Source organism: Arenibacter hampyeongensis (assembly GCF_002909255.1).
In the GTDB taxonomy this organism is placed as follows: domain Bacteria; phylum Bacteroidota; class Bacteroidia; order Flavobacteriales; family Flavobacteriaceae; genus Arenibacter; species Arenibacter hampyeongensis.
This window is the reverse complement of the sequence record NZ_PIOB01000001.1, coordinates 372,143-391,213: the sequence shown is the minus strand read 5'-3', so window position 1 is coordinate 391,213 and position 19,071 is coordinate 372,143. Positions and strand designations below refer to the sequence as shown.

General features: G+C 43.8%; 3 protein-coding genes and 1 tRNA gene. All 4 read right to left on the bottom strand.

What is annotated here, in order from left to right; translation table 11 throughout:
* Positions 1-36 precede the first annotated feature (36 nt).
* A tRNA-Cys gene (locus tag CWD91_RS01620) sits at positions 37-107 on the bottom strand.
* A gap of 42 nt (positions 108-149) precedes the next feature.
* Positions 150-518: a dihydroneopterin aldolase gene (gene folB / locus CWD91_RS01615; protein WP_262923113.1), complete on the bottom strand. Its 369-nt coding sequence runs from the start codon at positions 516-518 to the stop codon at positions 150-152.
* A gap of 139 nt (positions 519-657) precedes the next feature.
* Positions 658-1,608: a PorP/SprF family type IX secretion system membrane protein gene (locus CWD91_RS01610; RefSeq protein ID WP_103439852.1), complete on the bottom strand. Its 951-nt coding sequence runs from the start codon at positions 1,606-1,608 to the stop codon at positions 658-660.
* Between the two features lie 20 nt (positions 1,609-1,628).
* On the bottom strand, positions 1,629-18,701 hold the full coding sequence (locus CWD91_RS01605; RefSeq protein WP_157943695.1) for a T9SS type B sorting domain-containing protein: 17,073 nt from the start codon (positions 18,699-18,701) through the stop codon (positions 1,629-1,631).
* Between the last annotated feature and the right edge of the window lie 370 nt (positions 18,702-19,071).

The window sequence follows — 19,071 nt, the reverse complement described above, 5'->3', positions numbered from 1 at the left end:
AACAAAAAACCTTCATCAATTAAGATGAAGGTTTAGAGGCATCGAGCGGATTCGAACCGCTGTACAAGCTTTTGCAGAGCTCTGCCTAGCCACTCGGCCACAATGCCTTTTTGCAGTGCAAAGGTAATACTTTTTTTATGTTTCAAAAACTAAAATCCTGATCTTTTGGATTTAAGTATTATGGTTACTTCTTTTACATCACCACCAATGGGAGGGTTGATTTTGGAGACGGCAACTTTTACTTTTTTTGCTATTGATATTTCAGCAAAGATTCTATGAAGGATACGTTGTGCTACGTGTTCCAATAGTTTTGAAGGAATAGCCATTTCTTCTTTTACAATATGGTTTATGTGAACGTAATCTACAGTTTCACTAAGATTATCCGATTCGGATGCCTTTTTTAAATCGGCATCTACCTCAACATTTACCTGATAATCGCTTCCAATAATGGTCTCCTCTTTAAGACAACCGTGATTGGCATAAACTTTTATATTGCTGACCCTTACTTTCCCCACCATATCTATAATTTCTACAAAATTAAATCAATCGCAGCGCAAAAGAACAGATATTAAGTAAATTTTAAGTGGTAAGATTGAACAAGAGCTGACGTAACGGACGTATTTTATGGATTTAATTTGATATTCCTAAGATATTTATTTAGTAGGTACATCTGCAATTACTAATTCCTTGGAAAAGGTCTACCCCAATGGTTACTACGTGGGTACCCGTACTATATCCCAAAATTTCGTTCAGAATGATCTGATAGGAATAACCGAAATAAAAATTGCTTTTTTTAAGTCCGGCCAAGGGAGCTATATATAAGGGCCTTCCAATTTGGTCATTTAAGAAACGGTATGTTATACCTGCATAATAGTAATCCTCAAAATCGTACCACCTGAATTTCAGGTTTAAGTCGGCCTCCGATCTGCCATCACTTTCAAATATCTTGTATAAAATGGAAGGTTCTATTTCCATATCACTGTTTCTGGACTTTTTGTATCTGTATCCAGAATATACATAGAAGTTTCTAAGTTTACTGGGCTCATAGATGGGATCGAATATGTACACATCCTTATTAATAACGTTGGAGGCATTTGCACTGAAGTAAAAGGCATTTTTTCTGTACAAAAGGCCTACATCAAAATTGTGGTTGGATGTGGACCTGTCATTGGTAACCCCGGGATCAAAACCTGCATCTACAAATTCCTGAACATCCAATCTAAATTGGTTAAAATTATAAGAGATACCAAATGACAAAAACTCGTCCTCATAACGATTCAAAGTTAAATGGTGTGCGAAGGAAATCCGTGCTCCCTGTTGTTTGGTATAACCGTTGGAGTCGTTATATAGAAAGGCACCTATCCCTGATTTTTCCCCTATCCTCATATCCGCGGCCAAGGATTGGGTTCTAGGTGCGTCCTTTATTCCAACCCATTGTGCAAGGCCGTTCAACCTAATTTTCACGTGATCGCCAATACCGGCGTAAGTTGGCGAGAGCACGAAAGGATTATCTGCCAAATATTGTGAAAGTTGAGGCGAATTAAGTTCTTGGGCATTAGTGGCCAGAGTACCTAAAAGCAACACATAGATTAATAGTTTACTGCGCATTGTATATTTGGTTAAGTTCTTCATCTATAAAGGGTAAAATGTCCAACAAATTCCCTGTCATCTTCCTCACCTTTAAGTTTTATGACGTACCAATAATCCCCGGTCGGAAGCTCAGTATTGTGGTATAGTCCGTCCCATCCTTGGTCATTCATACCCATTCTGTAAACCTCCCTACCATAACGGTCAAATATTATGGTTAGTATTTTTGGGAAGCCTTCTTGATTTTTAGGTCTCCAGTAATCATTATTACCATCACCGTCAGGGGTAAAGAAATTTGGAATTTCTATATCAATGAACTCCATAAAGATTTCCGCAATGGCTTCACATCCGTTCTCATCAACAACCCTTACGGTATGGGTTTTTGTTTCTGTAATGTAATGGGTGTTATCAGTACCATTGTCCTTGTCGTTGAAATAGAAGGTGTACTCTTGTTGCCCTCCTGTGGCGACAGCCGTTATTTCGTTGATGTTACCTGGTGCCAAGGTAAGAACCAAGGGTTCAAAGTTCTCTATTTCAAAATCTATGGTCAAAACACAACCATTGGCGTGGGCTATGGCAATGTAGTGGTTCCCAGGAGCTATATTGGTAAAATTCGGATCTAGGACCATGTCATTTGGATCTGTAGAGTCCAGTGCATACATTACGTCCGGGCCAACCGTTGCATCTTCCAAAACAAGATCAATTGAATTGTTGGGGATGTTCCCCGTACATTCATACATTGGTGTTACCGTTGCATTCAGATTTACACCTGGATCAATAGTTACTGCCAAGTTGATAATACATCCTTGTGAGTCTTTTACAAAAATGGCGTATGTACCTGCAGCAAGATTGCCAAACATGGTTCTGTCCATGACAAAGTCAATGTCTGCAGTCGAATTTATACTCGTACTATAAGGTGCTGTTCCTCCAGATATAGCCAAGGATATGGTTCCGTCCTCACTTCCAATGCAAATTTCGGGTGTGGTTGTTGGTACAGCTGTAATAACCGTAGGTTCTATAATGGTGTATTGTAATTGTTCAAAACAGCCATTGATATCCTGTGCTATAACGGTATAGTTGCCAGGTGCCAGGTTGGTAAAGGTATTTACCGTATCAAATTTATCCAGGTTAGGTGAAATTGCAAATTGATAACCTCCTGATCCTCCACTTAATAAAACCGTTATGCTACCATCATTGGCACTGTTACAAGTGACATTGGTAAAGGAATCATCTACCACCAAAGGTGTTGGTTCCATTATTTGTGTTTCGTTGGATACCACAACACAGTCGTCGCTGGTTACCCTAACATAGTAGCTACCAACCGTAAGGTTACTAAATTGTCTGTTTGTTTGAGGTCCAGCAATACTATTTGTTAATGCTGCATCGGTAAACAATTCATAAAGGTAATTACCCAATCCTCCGTCTGCTTTGGCAATCAAGATGGCGGTATTATCACCATTACAATTGATGACTGCTGCAGAAGTATCCAGAGTTACCGTTAATGGTACAATGGCATCCTCCTTTATTTCGTTGGATAGGATTGATTTACATCCAAATGAATCCTGTACGTAATACCTATAAGTTCCAGCAGTAACTGTAAAGCTGTGTGTATTACCTCCACTCATTGGGAAGTAATTGATTCCATCCATGCTATATTCATAAGGACCTGTTCCACCAAAAGCCGTTAACAGCAATTCTGCGTCATTTAAACAGGTTAATGGACTTGTCCTTATCAAAGAGGCATAAACTTCCGTAGGATCAATTATTGTCGCCTGTACGGTTTCAATGTCACATCCCCAGCCATCGGATACGGTAATCGTGTAGATACCGGCTTTCAGATTGTTGAAGACAGGGCTAACTTGACCTCCAGAAGTATACACAATGCTGCTACCAGTGGAATCGTAAACGTTCAATTGGTATTGGTAGATTCCTTGACCACCGGCCATATTAATAGCGGTCAATGCACCATCACTGTCCCCATAGCAATCCAAAGTTGTGGAAAGCGGAGTAATATCTGCCGTAATAGGAGCTGGTTGTACTAAAGTTTCCGTATCGTTTAGGATACAGCCATTGGCATCGGTAATCTGTATTGTATAGTTCCCAGCGGAAAGTCCGTTGAATACCATTACATTAACATCTGTGGCATTGTATACCTGTGAGGTTGTAGTATTGGTAAGTACTATATCATAAGGAGCAAATCCGCCGCTTGGGTCTACGATTATTTCACCTTGATCATTGGAACAGGTAACATTGGCAATTGGATCAACTATAGCGATCAATGCCCTATCAGGAGAAATTATTCTAACCGTATTGGAGTTCTCAAAACACAATGGAACATTGGTCTCGGTTACCCTAACATAGTAATTTCCTCCAGTTAAACCGTTTATGGTAAGTGGGTTGGTAGATGTATTGGCCGATCCTGTAATGGCCGTGGCTACACCTGTACTGGTATATACCGTGTAATTATAAGGCCCGGAATAGCCGCTTACATTTATTTGCAAAGCACCATTATTATCCCCAAAACAGGTAACAGGCGTAATAGCCGTAGCGTTTACTTTGATCAAATCATAAGGAGCAATATTATAGGCAGCGGTATCCACATAACATCCGGTTGAGGTATCGGTAACCCTAAAGGTATAACTTCCCACATTGGTTAAATTAAAGGTGGCGCTGTTATAGGTCGGATTTCCAGTCAATGTGGCATTGGTATTGCCAATAGGTAACAACTGATAGGTATAAATATTGGCTACATTGCCATTATCGTTAACAGTAATGGTTACTTCTTCCGGTCCTGCACAAGATATTGCAGCATCCTGGGTCAATGTGGCTGTAAACTTGTTTAAGGCAGTAATGTTCACAGTGGTTACATCGGTACATCCGTTATCATCTTTTATAGTAACGGTAATAGTTCTATCTGATCCATTATCGGTAATATTAAAGGTATTGGAAGTAAAGAAGTTCACTCCGTTAATGCTATAGGTATACGGAGCTGTGCCATTTGTTCCCACCGCAGTTATTACAGCCTGTGAGGGCTGGTTGTTGGCATTACATGCAAAACTGGTAGCAGTAGCGGTTACATCCACTGGATTTGGTTCATCAATGGTTATATTTTGTGTGGTAAAGCAGCCCCTGTCCGAGGTAACAGTGATGTCGTAGTTGCCTGCGGCCAGACCTGTGAACAGGTTGCCGTTCTGTGTTGTCGGCGGATTTACGCCGTCGTTTATGGTATAGGTATATGGCGGGTTGTCGTTGGAAGCGTCCAGGATGACCTGAATGGAACCGTCGGCGCCACCGTTACAGGATACGTCCTCTTTGGTATATGTAAATACGACCGGTGTTGGCGTTTCCAGGGAAACGGGCACCTGGGCGTCACAACCTGATCCCGAGGTATCGTATACCACGGCGGTATAGGTTCCCGGGGCAAGCCCGCTGAAGACATTGGAAGCCTGTGGGGTTCCTCCGATAACACTTATTCCACCATTATCCAATAGGTCGTACTCGTAGTTTCCGGCACCGGCACCGCCAGAGGCAGTGATGGTGATCACGCCGTCGTCCACGGGACATGAAGGCTGTGCAGTGGCCACGGCCGCTGCGGCCAATGGGGGCAGTATGGTAATGGTATCGGTAATGGTACAGCCGTTGGCGTCACGTACGGTCACGGTATAGGTTCCCGGAGCGGATACGGTAAATATGCCGCTGCTCTGGAATCCGTTCCCGATGCTGTATCTAATTGGTGCTACACCGGTACCTGTTGCGGTAAAGGTATAAGATGTTCCGTTGGAGGTACATTGGTCGTCCGCGTAGACAGGCAGGCTAACTGTAGGCAAAGGATCTGCGGCAATGGCCACATCGATCATAAAGGTACAGTCCATGGCATCCTTCACCCAAACGTCCCAGTTAAGGTTGGTGGCTGGATCAAGTATGGCACTGGCACTTGCGGTATAATCTCCTGGGTTCACGGCCGCACCGTCCTGTACAAAGGCATAGGTATACCCGCCGTTCCCGCCGCTGGCGGTAACGGTCACCTGAGCGCCGATGTTACAGTTGGCGTTGATATTGTTTGCCACTACCAGATTCAGGTCCGCGGCCGGTGACGCAATGGTCACGGTGTTGGTTGTATCGTCGCAGAACGGGGTATCGGTAGCGGTAAGGACCACATAGAAATTCCCTGCCGGCAATCCCGAAATGGTTCTTGGGTTGGCGGAGGTATCCGAACTTATAACTGCCGTAACGCTTGCCCCACTGCTATCGAATACCTGATAGTCGTAATTGCCCAGATAATTGTTGACCTGGATCTGCAGCGCTCCGTCGGAGTCGCCATAACAGGTCACCGGAGTAATGGCTGTGGCCACCACTTCGATCAGGTCATATGGCGCAACGGTATACGGTGCGGAAGTGAAATAGCAACCGGTAACGTTGTCGGTCACCCTGAAGGTATAGTCCCCCGGAGCGGTCAATGTAAAGTCGGCCGTATAGGTAGCTGCTCCCGGAGTCTGTACCGGGGCACTTCCCGTAGGCAAGAGTTCGAAGCTGAAGTCGCCGGAACCTCCCGTTACGGTCACCCTGGCCAGCTCGTCATTGGTACAGGTAATTGCCGTGATCTGACCAACGGTTACATCCGTGATGGTCGGTAAGGGGTTTATGGTTTGGGTTGGAATTGTAAAAGTACAGCCATTGCTATCTTTTACAATTATATCATAATTGCCAGCTGTTGTAACCGTGTATGTAAACACATTCCCAGCTGTGGGTATAAAGGCACCACCATTAACACTGTAGGTATAGCTAGGTGTTCCTGTACCAGCAGTAATAGTAACTTCAATAGAAGCGGATTGGACGCCATTGTTCATATTACAGGCGAAATCGGTTACATTGGTGATAGCGGCATCTAAAGCATTTGGTTCATCAATGGTTATATTTTGTGTGGTAAAGCAGCCCCTGTCCGAGGTAACAGTGATGTCGTAGTTGCCTGCGGCCAGACCTGTGAACAGGTTGCCGTTCTGTGTTGTCGGCGGATTTACGCCGTCGTTTATGGTATAGGTATATGGCGGGTTGTCGTTGGAAGCGTCCAGGATGACCTGAATGGAACCGTCGGCGCCACCGTTACAGGATACGTCCTCTTTGGTATATGTAAATACGACCGGTGTTGGCGTTTCCAGGGAAACGGGCACCTGGGCGTCACAACCTGATCCCGAGGTATCGTATACCACGGCGGTATAGGTTCCCGGGGCAAGCCCGCTGAAGACATTGGAAGCCTGTGGGGTTCCTCCGATAACACTTATTCCACCATTATCCAATAGGTCGTACTCGTAGTTTCCGGCACCGGCACCGCCAGAGGCAGTGATGGTGATCACGCCGTCGTCCACGGGACATGAAGGCTGTGCAGTGGCCACGGCCGCTGCGGCCAATGGGGGCAGTATGGTAATGGTATCGGTAATGGTACAGCCGTTGGCGTCACGTACGGTCACGGTATAGGTTCCCGGAGCGGATACGGTAAATATGCCGCTGCTCTGGAATCCGTTCCCGATGCTGTATCTAATTGGTGCTACACCGGTACCTGTTGCGGTAAAGGTATAAGATGTTCCGTTGGAGGTACATTGGTCGTCCGCGTAGACAGGCAGGCTAACTGTAGGCAAAGGATCTGCGGCAATGGCCACATCGATCATAAAGGTACAGTCCATGGCATCCTTCACCCAAACGTCCCAGTTAAGGTTGGTGGCTGGATCAAGTATGGCACTGGCACTTGCGGTATAATCTCCTGGGTTCACGGCCGCACCGTCCTGTACAAAGGCATAGGTATACCCGCCGTTCCCGCCGCTGGCGGTAACGGTCACCTGAGCGCCGATGTTACAGTTGGCGTTGATATTGTTTGCCACTACCAGATTCAGGTCCGCGGCCGGTGACGCAATGGTCACGGTGTTGGTTGTATCGTCGCAGAACGGGGTATCGGTAGCGGTAAGGACCACATAGAAATTCCCTGCCGGCAATCCCGAAATGGTTCTTGGGTTGGCGGAGGTATCCGAACTTATAACTGCCGTAACGCTTGCCCCACTGCTATCGAATACCTGATAGTCGTAATTGCCCAGATAATTGTTGACCTGGATCTGCAGCGCTCCGTCGGAGTCGCCATAACAGGTCACCGGAGTAATGGCTGTGGCCACCACTTCGATCAGGTCATATGGCGCAACGGTATACGGTGCGGAAGTGAAATAGCAACCGGTAACGTTGTCGGTCACCCTGAAGGTATAGTCCCCCGGAGCGGTCAATGTAAAGTCGGCCGTATAGGTAGCTGCTCCCGGAGTCTGTACCGGGGCACTTCCCGTAGGCAAGAGTTCGAAGCTGAAGTCGCCGGAACCTCCCGTTACAGTCACCCTGGCCAGCTCGTCATTGGTACAGGTAATTGCCGTGATCTGACCAACGGTTACATCCGTGATGGTCGGTAAGGGGTTTATAGTTAAATTATCGGTATCAGTACAACCGTTGGCATCACGAACAGTTACGGTGAAATTTTGAACTGCACCGGTATCGTTGATGTTGAATGTATTGGTATTAAAGAAGTTTACTCCATTTATACTGTATGTATAAGGTGCAGTTCCGGTAGTTGGAATATCCACCGTTATTACAGCTTGGGCTACAGAGTTATCTGCGGCACAGGCAAAACTGGTGGCAGTTGCGTTGGCCACTAGTGCACTAGGTTCGTTGATCGTAAATGGAATATCGATTTTACAAAATCTTGCAGATCTAACCCTTACAATATAATCCCCTTGGTCTAATCCAGTAAATACGTTGGAGAACTGTGGAAATGCCGTCATTGGAATAATACCTGCACTGTCAAATAATTGATAGGTATAAGGTGGATTGTCCATACCTGAGTCCAGTGTTACCACTATAGATCCATTACTGGCACCATTACAACTAATGTCATTTATCTCCCCTATTGCACCAAGAACTGCAGTGGGAATTTCCAAGGTGATCTCTATAAATGCATCACAACCGGTGGCAACATTATCATATAGGTAGACTCTATAGGCCCCTGGAGTTAGGCCACTGAATGTATCCGATATCTGCTTTGGTCTAATGATATTGTCCGAGGTATCCCTAAGCTCATACCTATAGTTGAACAGGGTACCTCCGTAGGCATTTACCCTAATCTCTCCATCATCCTGAAGTAGGGCATTACATGATGGTGTTGCCGTTACCTCTGCCGATAAGGAAGTTGGGGTATAGATGTCAATATTTTGGGTATTACCACAACCATTGGAATCCCTTATTTCTACAGTATGGTTTCCAGAACTTAATCCAGTAAAATCAAATGTAGATGGGGCTCCGGAGAAGCTCACTGCTTGGAATGCCCCTCCGTCCAAACTTAAGAAATAAGGCTGCACGCCAGGAGTGTCCAAGGTGACTTGGATGGTGAAATTCCCTTCGGTAGTAGCACATTGATCGGGCACCGTTAAGCTAATAACTGGAGTTGGATCTTCCGCAATAGTTACTGCCACCGATCGAATACAATCATTGGCGTCCTTAACATATACAATATAATCTTCTGCATTGGCATTAAATATACCGGTAGTATTAATACCTGTCCAGGTGGTAGCATCAGGTGCTGCAGTAGATGCCAATTCCAACTGGAATAAATATGGACCGTTCCCATATCTGGCGGCAGCGGTAATGGTTCCAGAGTTATTGGTACAGCTATTGGCATTGGTAGCCGTGGCTGTAATCTCCAATAAGGCTGGGGATTGTTGTATAACAAAACTAGCCGATGCGTTGACGCAACCTGCATTTGCACCATCGACCTCTGTAAATAGTATATAGTATTCCCCTGGTGAAAGACCTGATAAGCTTCTGCTTTGTGAACTTCCTGCAATCAACACGGTAGAGCTACCGGTAATTCCAGTGCTAATATTGGTTGTTTGAGTAAAGATTTCATAATCTACTTGGGTTCCTCCATAGCCGCTATACGTAAAGTCTACGGAACCATCAACTGCTCCAAAACAACTTATGTTGGTAGTCGTATCAATGGTAGAGGTTAAGGACGAATTTGTTGAAACAGGAACTGTTGCTTCCTGAATATATTCACAACCTGTTGACGCATCATATACTATAAAACTATAGGTAACTCCAGGGTTAAGTCCTGTAAAGTTGTGAGTGTAAGGGTCGGTTGGCAAAGGGCGAGGGTCCTGAAGTGACCATTCGGGATTTACAAGGGTCCATGGTGTTGCAGGGTAAAGGGCAAAGTAGAAGGTGCCTGTACCCAATGTTCCATTACTTGCTGCCGCTTCCACCAGCATTTCACCACTTCCAGGAGCACATCCAGCCACTGGTGAAGTCGTAATAAGGACGTCAGGGCCTGTAGTAATGGTAACGGTGGAAATACTTTCACAACCGTTATTGTCAATTACCCTAACGGTATAATCTCCAAAGTTTAATCCCGTAAAGGTATGGTCGTTGGTACCCGATGATGTATCATAGGAATCCGTAAAGGAATAATCATTGTTGTTTAATTCATAAATATAGGTAGATGTGCCTCCACTGGCATCTACAGTTATAGTACCCATTACATTTGTAGAAGCCGAACAGGATAAATTGGTATGACTTATATTCGGATTTATGGCTGTGGGTTCTGTAATGGTTTCAGTAGTTGTTACAAAACAACCTTTGTCGTCAGTCAAAGTAATCAAATAATCCCCTGCTGGCAATCCAGTGGTCTGACTTCCATAATTGGTGCCAGATCCGGTTTCCACAATACCAATGGTATAGGGAGCAATTCCTACACTAGTGTCTATGACAATATCCAAAGACCCGGAGGAATCTCCAAAACATAGTACATGGGTAGGAGTAACACTTGTAAAGGCGGGTGTATCGGCAGGAGTAACATTTACAATATTGCTCTCCGTAATACAGCCTTGGGAATCTGTTATTCTAAATCTATACGTGCCTGCATTGGATGTGGTATAAGGGAAGGCCCCGGCATAGGGTGCATAAGCACCACTATTGAAGGACACTTCATAGGTATAGGCAGGATACCCACCATTGACCGTTACATTTATTACTGCATCCGGACTAACCGAACAATCAAGGTCCTTGGTTAGAACGGCATTGGCGGTAAGTTCGGGTTCTATGGTGAACTGCACTGTATCAGTACATCCATTACTATCCATTACCGTAAAGTCATAAACGGCAGGTGTTAAATCCACAAACGTATTGGAAGTCTGTGTTGGTCCGGTGTTTAAACTATAGTAATAAGGAGCTAATCCTCCTGTTGCACCAACTACAATAGTTGCCAGACCTGTTGAGGTATAGCATAAAGTGGACGCAGCAATATCAATACTAGCTGTAGGATTTGTAGGAGTAACAATGTCAAAGGTATCGGTAACGGTACATCCGCCAGCATCGGTAACGCTGATAGTATAGGTTCCTAATTTATTGAGGCCGTTAAAAACATTGCCGGCTTGTGGCCCTAGAACATTTGTATCGGGTTCGGTAAGTTGATAACTATAACCTCCCCATCCGTCGGTAGCGGTAATGGTTACCGATCCATCCGTGGCACAGGTCAAAGGGCTTAACGCAAAGGTAAAGGCCAATGGAGCTGCTGGTTCGTTCACGGTTACTGTTGCTGTATCCGTACAATTGGTGGTATCGTCTGTAACGGTAATGGTATAATCACCGGCCAAAAGACCACTAAAGTTTAATGGGTTGGTAGTAATTCCGCTCTGTGCAGGGATGGCAGTTGGTCCTGTTACGGTAAAACTATAATTACCGGTAAATCCAGTTACGTTGTATTCTATGGCACCATCAGCATTTCCTACACAAGACACGTTTTGGGTCAGAGTGCCCAGAACATTTATTTTAGCAACTGGGTTTAGGGTATAGTTTTCATCGTACGAGCAGCCTTTTGCATCGGTGATTCTAAAGGAATAGGTATCTGGAGCAAGTCCTGTAAATATTCCTGTAGCATTGGTGGCCACTGCGGCTAAGGGTGCAATGATTTCATAAGTAATCGCTCCGCTTCCTCCCGTTGAAGTCAAGGTAATGTCCGAAGTCTCGGCTGGACAGTTGGCTGCCGTGGCACTGAATGATATGTCTGTGGGAGGCGTCAATGGATCAATGGTGATAGGCCTTGTGGCGGTACAACCATTGTCATCCTTTACGGTAAGGGTATAATTTCCGTCCTTAAGACCTGTAAAGCTGTTGGCACCAAAATTAATGCCGTCAATGCTATAGGTATAAGGAGAAGTACCTCCAATTACGTTCTGTGCTTCCACACTTGCATCTTGTAGACAGGTATATCCTTGTATGATAGTGGCATCAAAAGTGATTGCCGCTGGTTCTCCTACGGTAACCGAATTGGTTACTGTACACCCCTTGCTATCTTGAACTGTATAGGAATATGTTCCCGCGACCAATCCAGAATAGGTGGTATTGTTGCTTAGTCCACCTCCGTCAAAATTTACTTGGTAGGGTGCAGTTCCAAAATTTGTATCCAATATGATTGCTACTATTCCATCACTTCCACCGTTACAACTAACATCGGTAACTGTTTCTGAAGCCTGTGGGTTGCTGATCGGGTCAACGGTAATAATTGTTGTTTGTGAAGTACAACCTTCACTGTCCGTAATCTCAAACCTATAGGTTCCTGCACTTGTAGCTGTATAACTAAATGTTGTTATTCCTGCACCTAAGGCTGTAGAAGCCCCGTATGCCGCTCCATTTATGCTTACCCCATAGCTGTAATCGGCATAACCTCCGTTGATGGTTATGTCCAATATAGCATCCGGAGAACCAGTACAATCCAATTCCTTTGTCAATACACCGGAAGCGGTAAGCTGTGGCTCAATGGTTATCGTATTCGTGGTAACATTACAGCCGTAGGCATCCCTTACCACAACGGAATAAGCGCCAGGGGCAAGGTTGTTAAACACATTGCCATTTTGTGCAGGTGCGCCGTTAAGGCTATAGGTATAGGGTGCAATTCCCCCTGCAGCGGTGGCCGTTAGGCTAACGCCTGTTCCGGGAACATAACAAAGGTCGGTAGTTGCAGCTAAGGTAGCTGTAGGATTTACAGGAGTAACAATATCAAATGTATTCGTTACAATACAACCTCCGGCATCGGTAACGCTGATGGTATAGGTTCCTGTTTGACTAAGACCTGAAAAAACATTAACGGCTTGTGGCCCTAGAACATTTGTATCGGGTTCGGTAAGTTGATAACTATAACCTCCCCATCCGTTGGTAGCGGTAATGGTTACCGATCCATCCGTGGCACAGGTCAATGGGCTCAACGCAAAGGTAAAGGCCAATGGAGCTGCTGGTTCGTTCACGGTTACTATTGCGGTATCGGTGCAATTGGTGGTATCGTCTGTAACCGTAATGGTGTAATCACCGGCCAAAAGACCACTAAAGTTTAATGGGTTGGTAGTAATTCCGCTCTGTGCAGGGATGGCAGTTGGTCCTGTTACGGTAAAACTATAATTACCGGTAAATCCGGTTACGTTGTATTGTATGGCGCCATCGGCACTTCCCTGGCAAGAAACATTTTGGGTCAAAGTGCCCAATGCATCTATTTTTATTACAGGGTTAACGGTATAGTTTTCGTTGTACGAGCATCCTTTTGCATCTGTAACTCTAAAAGTATAGGTGTCTGGAGCAAGATTATTGAATACTCCTGTTAGATTTGATACTATTGAAGCAGCGGGGGCAATAATTTCATAAGTTATGGCTCCACTCCCTCCTATCGCTGTTAAGGTCACATTTGATGTCTCGGACGGACAGTTGGCTGCCGTACTATTAAAAGTAATATCGGTAGGTGGATCTAAGGCCGGAACGTTTACCGGAATAGTCGTAAAAGTACATCCACTGGCGTCACGAACGGTAATCGTATAATCTCCATCAGTTAGCCCTGTGAAGGTATCCCCTGCAACATAATTTATTCCGTCTATACTGTAGGTATATCCAGGTGTTCCCCCAGTGATATTTTGTGCTTGTATACTGGCAGTTTGTAAACAGGTATAGGGCTGTGTTAATACGGCATCTGCAGTAATGGCATTGGGCGCTGTCAAGGTTGCACTACCATTGAAAACACAGCCTTTACTGTCTTGAATTATATAGTTGTAAGTTCCTGAAGCAAGGCCAGAGTAGGTTGTCTGATTGCTGAGTCCTCCACCATTGAAGTTTACTTGGAAAGGTGCAGTTCCAAAATTTGGATCTATTACAATTTCGACATTGCCGTTGGCTGCACTATCACAATTTGGATCAGTAGTATTATTTGTTGCAACGGGATTGGTAATGGGGTCAATTACAACGGTGGTTTGTGCTGTACAGCCTTCACTATCGGTGATTAGGAAAGTGAAACTTCCATCTACTGCCGTGGTATAGGTAATAGTATTTCCCAATACAGCCGTACTTGTTCCACCATTAATTTGATAGCTATAGGCGGCATAACCTCCATTTATGGTAATATCAATTATTGCATCAGGAGAAGCGGAACAATCCAGTTCCTTAGTAATGGCATTGGACACAGTCAGTTGCGGCTCAATGGTTATCGTATTAGTGGTAACGTTACAGCCATAGGCATCCCTTACCACAACGGAATAAGCGCCTGGAGCTAGGTTGTTAAACACATTGCCGTTTTGTGCTGGTGCGCCGTTAAGGCTATAGGTATAGGGTGCAATTCCCCCCGCAGCGGTGGCCGTTAGGCTAACGCCGGTTCCAGGAACATAACAAAGGTTGGTTGTAGCCGCCAAAGTTGCAGTAGGGTTCGTAGGGGCAACAATATCAAAGGTATCGATAACTGTACATCCACCAGCATCTGTAACGCTGATGGTATAGGTGCCTGTTTGACTAAGACCTGAGAAAACATTGCTTCCCTGAGGGCCTAAAATACTATTATCGGGCTGTTCAAGTTCATAGGAGTATCCTCCCCAACCATTGGTTGCAGTAATGGTAACCGATCCATCGGCGTTACAGGTTAAAGGGGTTGTGCTAAAAGTAATTCCTAAGGCAGTTGCCGGTTCACTTACGGTAATCGTGCTGGTATCGGTACAGTTGGTGGTTTGATCGGTAACCACAATGGTATAATCACCGGCTACCAGACCAGTTAAATTAATCGTGCTGGCAGACTGTCCAGTAATGGCGGTTGCACCGTTAACAGAATAGCTATACGTGGTGCTAAAATCGTTTATATCAAAGTCTATGGCTCCATCGGCACTTCCTATACAAGTTACGTCGTTGATCAAAGTACCAATGACCTGAATTGGATCAACCGGAGTTATTGTATAGGTTTCATCATAAGAACATCCCTTACTATCTGTAACCCTAAAGGTATAGGTGTCCGGACTAAGGTTATTAAAGGTTGCCGTTTTACCGACTAAGGAATTTGATGGAATAGCCGCAGGGGCAATGATCTCTATAGTCAATGGGTCAATACCATTTACTGCAGTTACCGTTACATTGGAGGTTTGTGTAGGACAGTTTGGCGCTGTTGATGTAAAGGTGAGGTCCGTTGGCTCATCAAGCGGGTCAATTACAATAGAATTTGTGACAAAAGTACAAAGCGTGGCATCCCTTACTGTAATAGAATAATTCCCGTTGGTAAGATTCGAAAATGTTTCCGCACCTGGTCCTGAAACAAAGTTTACTCCATCAATACTATAGGAGTAGGGAGCCGTTCCGCCCGAAACATTTTGGGCCTCGATTATCCCGTCTTGCAGACAGGTATAATCCTGTATTAGGGTTGCATCACCCGTGACGCCGTCTGTGGGACCACCTATGGTGAAATCCTGTACGAAATCACAACTTGCCCCTCCTTTGGATTGAGTTAGGGTTACCGTATAATTGCCCTGGGGTAGATTGGTAAATGTTCCGGAGCTATTCGTTATGCTATCTTCATCTGGATCAGAAAAGGTTAATGTGTAATCTACCTTGTAGCCGTTGGTGGCTGTCATATTGTAGACAATACTACCGTCTTCTGCGCCAAAACAACTCTCATCCGTTACCGCTGTAGTGAATTCCACTGCAGGTACTAAAATTATGGTAACGGTATTTGAAAAAGAATAGCAATTATTTCGATCTACTACTACAAAAGTATAATCTCCTGGATCTAGTATATCGAATATTTGGCTGGTTTGAAAATTACCGGGAGGTATTGAAGTCACATCGGGATAGGAGGTAACGGTGCTTCCTCCCTCATCTACGTAAGACCAAATGGCATAAGTATGTGGTGTTTTGCCTCCACTTGAATCCATTAGAATATTTCCTTCCTTACAACTAATATGTTGTGAAATTCTTGCTGTAAGTGCTAGATCGGCTTCACTAAGAACGGTTACCTTTTCCTCGCGGAAACAACCGTCGTCTGTGCGTACCCGAATAATGTAATTGCCTGCATTTAAATTTTGAAATGTAAAATTATTATCAGGCTGGGCTGTCTCATTATCCAAGAGTGTACCGTTGCCACCATTGCTGCCATCATCCAACCGAATTTCATATTCATAATTAGCCTCAACATTTAACGCCTGAATGTTTATGCTTCCTAAAGTGCTACATGTGGCTGCAGTTGTTGTAGTATTAACTTGAAAATTTCGATCTCTAATACCAATATCTGGGGTTGTGAATTCACAAGAACCGTCTATTGGTTCCCCAGTAATATTATCCAATTGCATAATTCCAACTCTGTAGGCGCCATTGGTGTTAATGGTAAAGCTGGGTCCGTTATTGGCGCTATAGGGAACCACAATTGTGTTATTTGCAATATCATATAATTGGTACCCATATCCCAAGCCTAGGTTGGTAATGGTGATATTTCCAGGAGTGTTACATATTATATCATTTGAATTATATTGTACATCCAAATTGTTTCGAAAGACGTTAAAATAGAATCGGCTAAAACATCCATTTTGGTAATTGACCACCAAACGGAATTTACCAACACTATTCGCCGTATAACTCGAACCTGTGGATACTTGATTCCAGGTACAAGTGGCATTTTTGTTACCACAGTCGTCACCGGCATCTGTACAGCTACCCTCCACCAATTGCTCCCAATTCATGCTTAGGGCATCTGCAATATTAACTTGTATTAACTGGGTATCGTTTACACCACAAAGAAAAATCTTGGGCAAGGGACTTCCATCAACAGAGCAAATAACAATTTCGCCCTGCACATCATTGGTAGGGTCCGCATCGTTGTTACTATTGTTAAAAAAATCCACAATGGGATTGGTCTGGGTGGAACCAAAACGCTCCACGGTCAAAATTTCCTTAAAACCCTTACAAGGGTCAGCGACTATTTTATCCACTATATAAGTACCAATGGCACTTACTACAAACGTACTTGGATCATTATCGGAATCACCATCCGTAATAACGGTATCTGCGGCATCCAACTGTTGGTTGTTATTTTCATCCTTATACCATATGTATTCGTCAAAACCATCACCAGCATCCAAAAGCACCTGATCTCCACAAAGTTGGACTGTTCTTGTGAAGTTACAATCATCAAGGTCATCCAATAAAAAGTTGGTAGCACCAGGGGTTACAAAACCACAATTATCAAAGTCCGTTACACTGGGGTCATCACTAATTATATTACTGTTCAATACACCGTTATAAGTAGAATAGGCTAGGTTTTGAATAAGGTCCGAACAGGCATCAATAAAATCGTAACAGTTTTCTGCAACCCTAACACGCATGCGAATAGCATACTGTGGGTCATTTTTTTCTACCAAGTTATTAGGGATACTAAACAATACTGTTCGGCTAGGCTCGTCATAGGTATAAGTGACCCCCGCTGGTAAGGTAAAATTGGTTTCGTCAAGGGTAACATTAATAGGGAGGATATCTTTGATTGTATAGTTGTCCGCACTATCATTACCTACATTTTGAAATTCCAATACATAATCCAAGGTTTGTCCCAGATGTACACCTTGTCCGGTAATGTCGTTTCCGGCAATATCTTCTACGGTTTTTATCAAATTTATGATAGGCTCAATAATTTCAACATCGAAAGAGGTAAAGAAGATATCGTATTTATCCTGTGAGGAACTAGCTCTAAATACTGCACCAGTTTCATTGTTGGGTATTACTCCGTTAAGGGGGTTGTTGATGTTAAAAAAGTCAACGTCCCAACCCAAGGTATTTATGGAGTTGGGGTTTCTGTCCATTACTATGGCATTGGCCCTGGTAATATTACTATTAAAAAAATTGTTGGTTGGGTTAACAGTATTTCCTAATGCTGTATAGGTTAAGTTGCTATTGGCTTTAATAGAAAGTCCGTCACCACCTATTCTGTTATCTCCTTCAAGGGTACCTACCCCAAGTTGTGCAATTACAGGGAATGGTGCTGGGAGTGTTGTAAATCCGTTAACTGGTATATCTACTGTTTCTCCTGACTTTATTCCGGCATAACCATCAAAAGTGGTAATATATTTTCCTGGCAAATTGGGGTCTTCATAGACTACCACCATTTTCCAACCTCCAGAAACACCCCCTGAAATACTGCTTCCCGAACTGGCCCTAATATTGGCTGCAAAAAATTCTCCGTTTGGATCTGTCATACCCGCCACTATAGAGGTAATATCCTTATAACAGGCATATGGGCTGTAATAATCAAAATCAGTATCTCCAGCTCCGTCGAATAAAATTTCATCCGCTGTTAAGTCCTGATAGGTACCTCCCGGAATCTTAAATTTTAGTTGGTCAAAACCACTTCGGTTATTTTGTTTAAATACGGCCGACCAGTATAATCCCGCGTAGCGTACTTTGGCGCAATCCGGATTGGGAACGGTTAATATAGCACTACTGGAACTAAAAGTGGAAGAGTCCCCGTCGATATCTATGTATTGCATATCCAGGTCATCGTTGTATTCCGAAGAATTTCCTGTATCGTCGTAGGCTTCGTTGGGATCTTTACCTGGGACCCATACTCTATTATTTTTTTTCCCTGTCCAATAACCATCCGTTTTGCGGTTGACTATGTTATTTGCAATAAAGGTTATATCACCACGGAGTTCATTTTCGTAACGAACATCAAAAGTATTTTTTACTTGTGAATAGGCAGAGAATCCGCCTAAGAGTAAAAAACAAGTCAGTAGTAATTTTTTAATATTTTTTGATCCCATCAGGTAAATTAGTTTGGTATGGCATTCATCATTTGGACCCTGGGGCCCCAAATAGTGTTTACTTTGAATGGGAGGTTTTTGGAGATTAAAATTTAAGTTGTTGAAAACGTTCTTGATAATTTTCTAAAAACCTGACATTCATAACAAATATTAATCTTAATCCTGAGCTGGGAAATTTAATGTTGTAGCAGCGTTAGATTCTGTTGTGAAACGCTTTTATTGTATGGTATCCCCGATTAAATGAGGGGCTGATATTGCCAAGTAGCAATGTGGGATTGTTCATTCTTGTTTAAAGGTATCACTGGGAATTGTTGGGGTTATTGTAAATAAAATGAGTTCAGATTGTTTTATAAGGAAAATTTTATCCGCT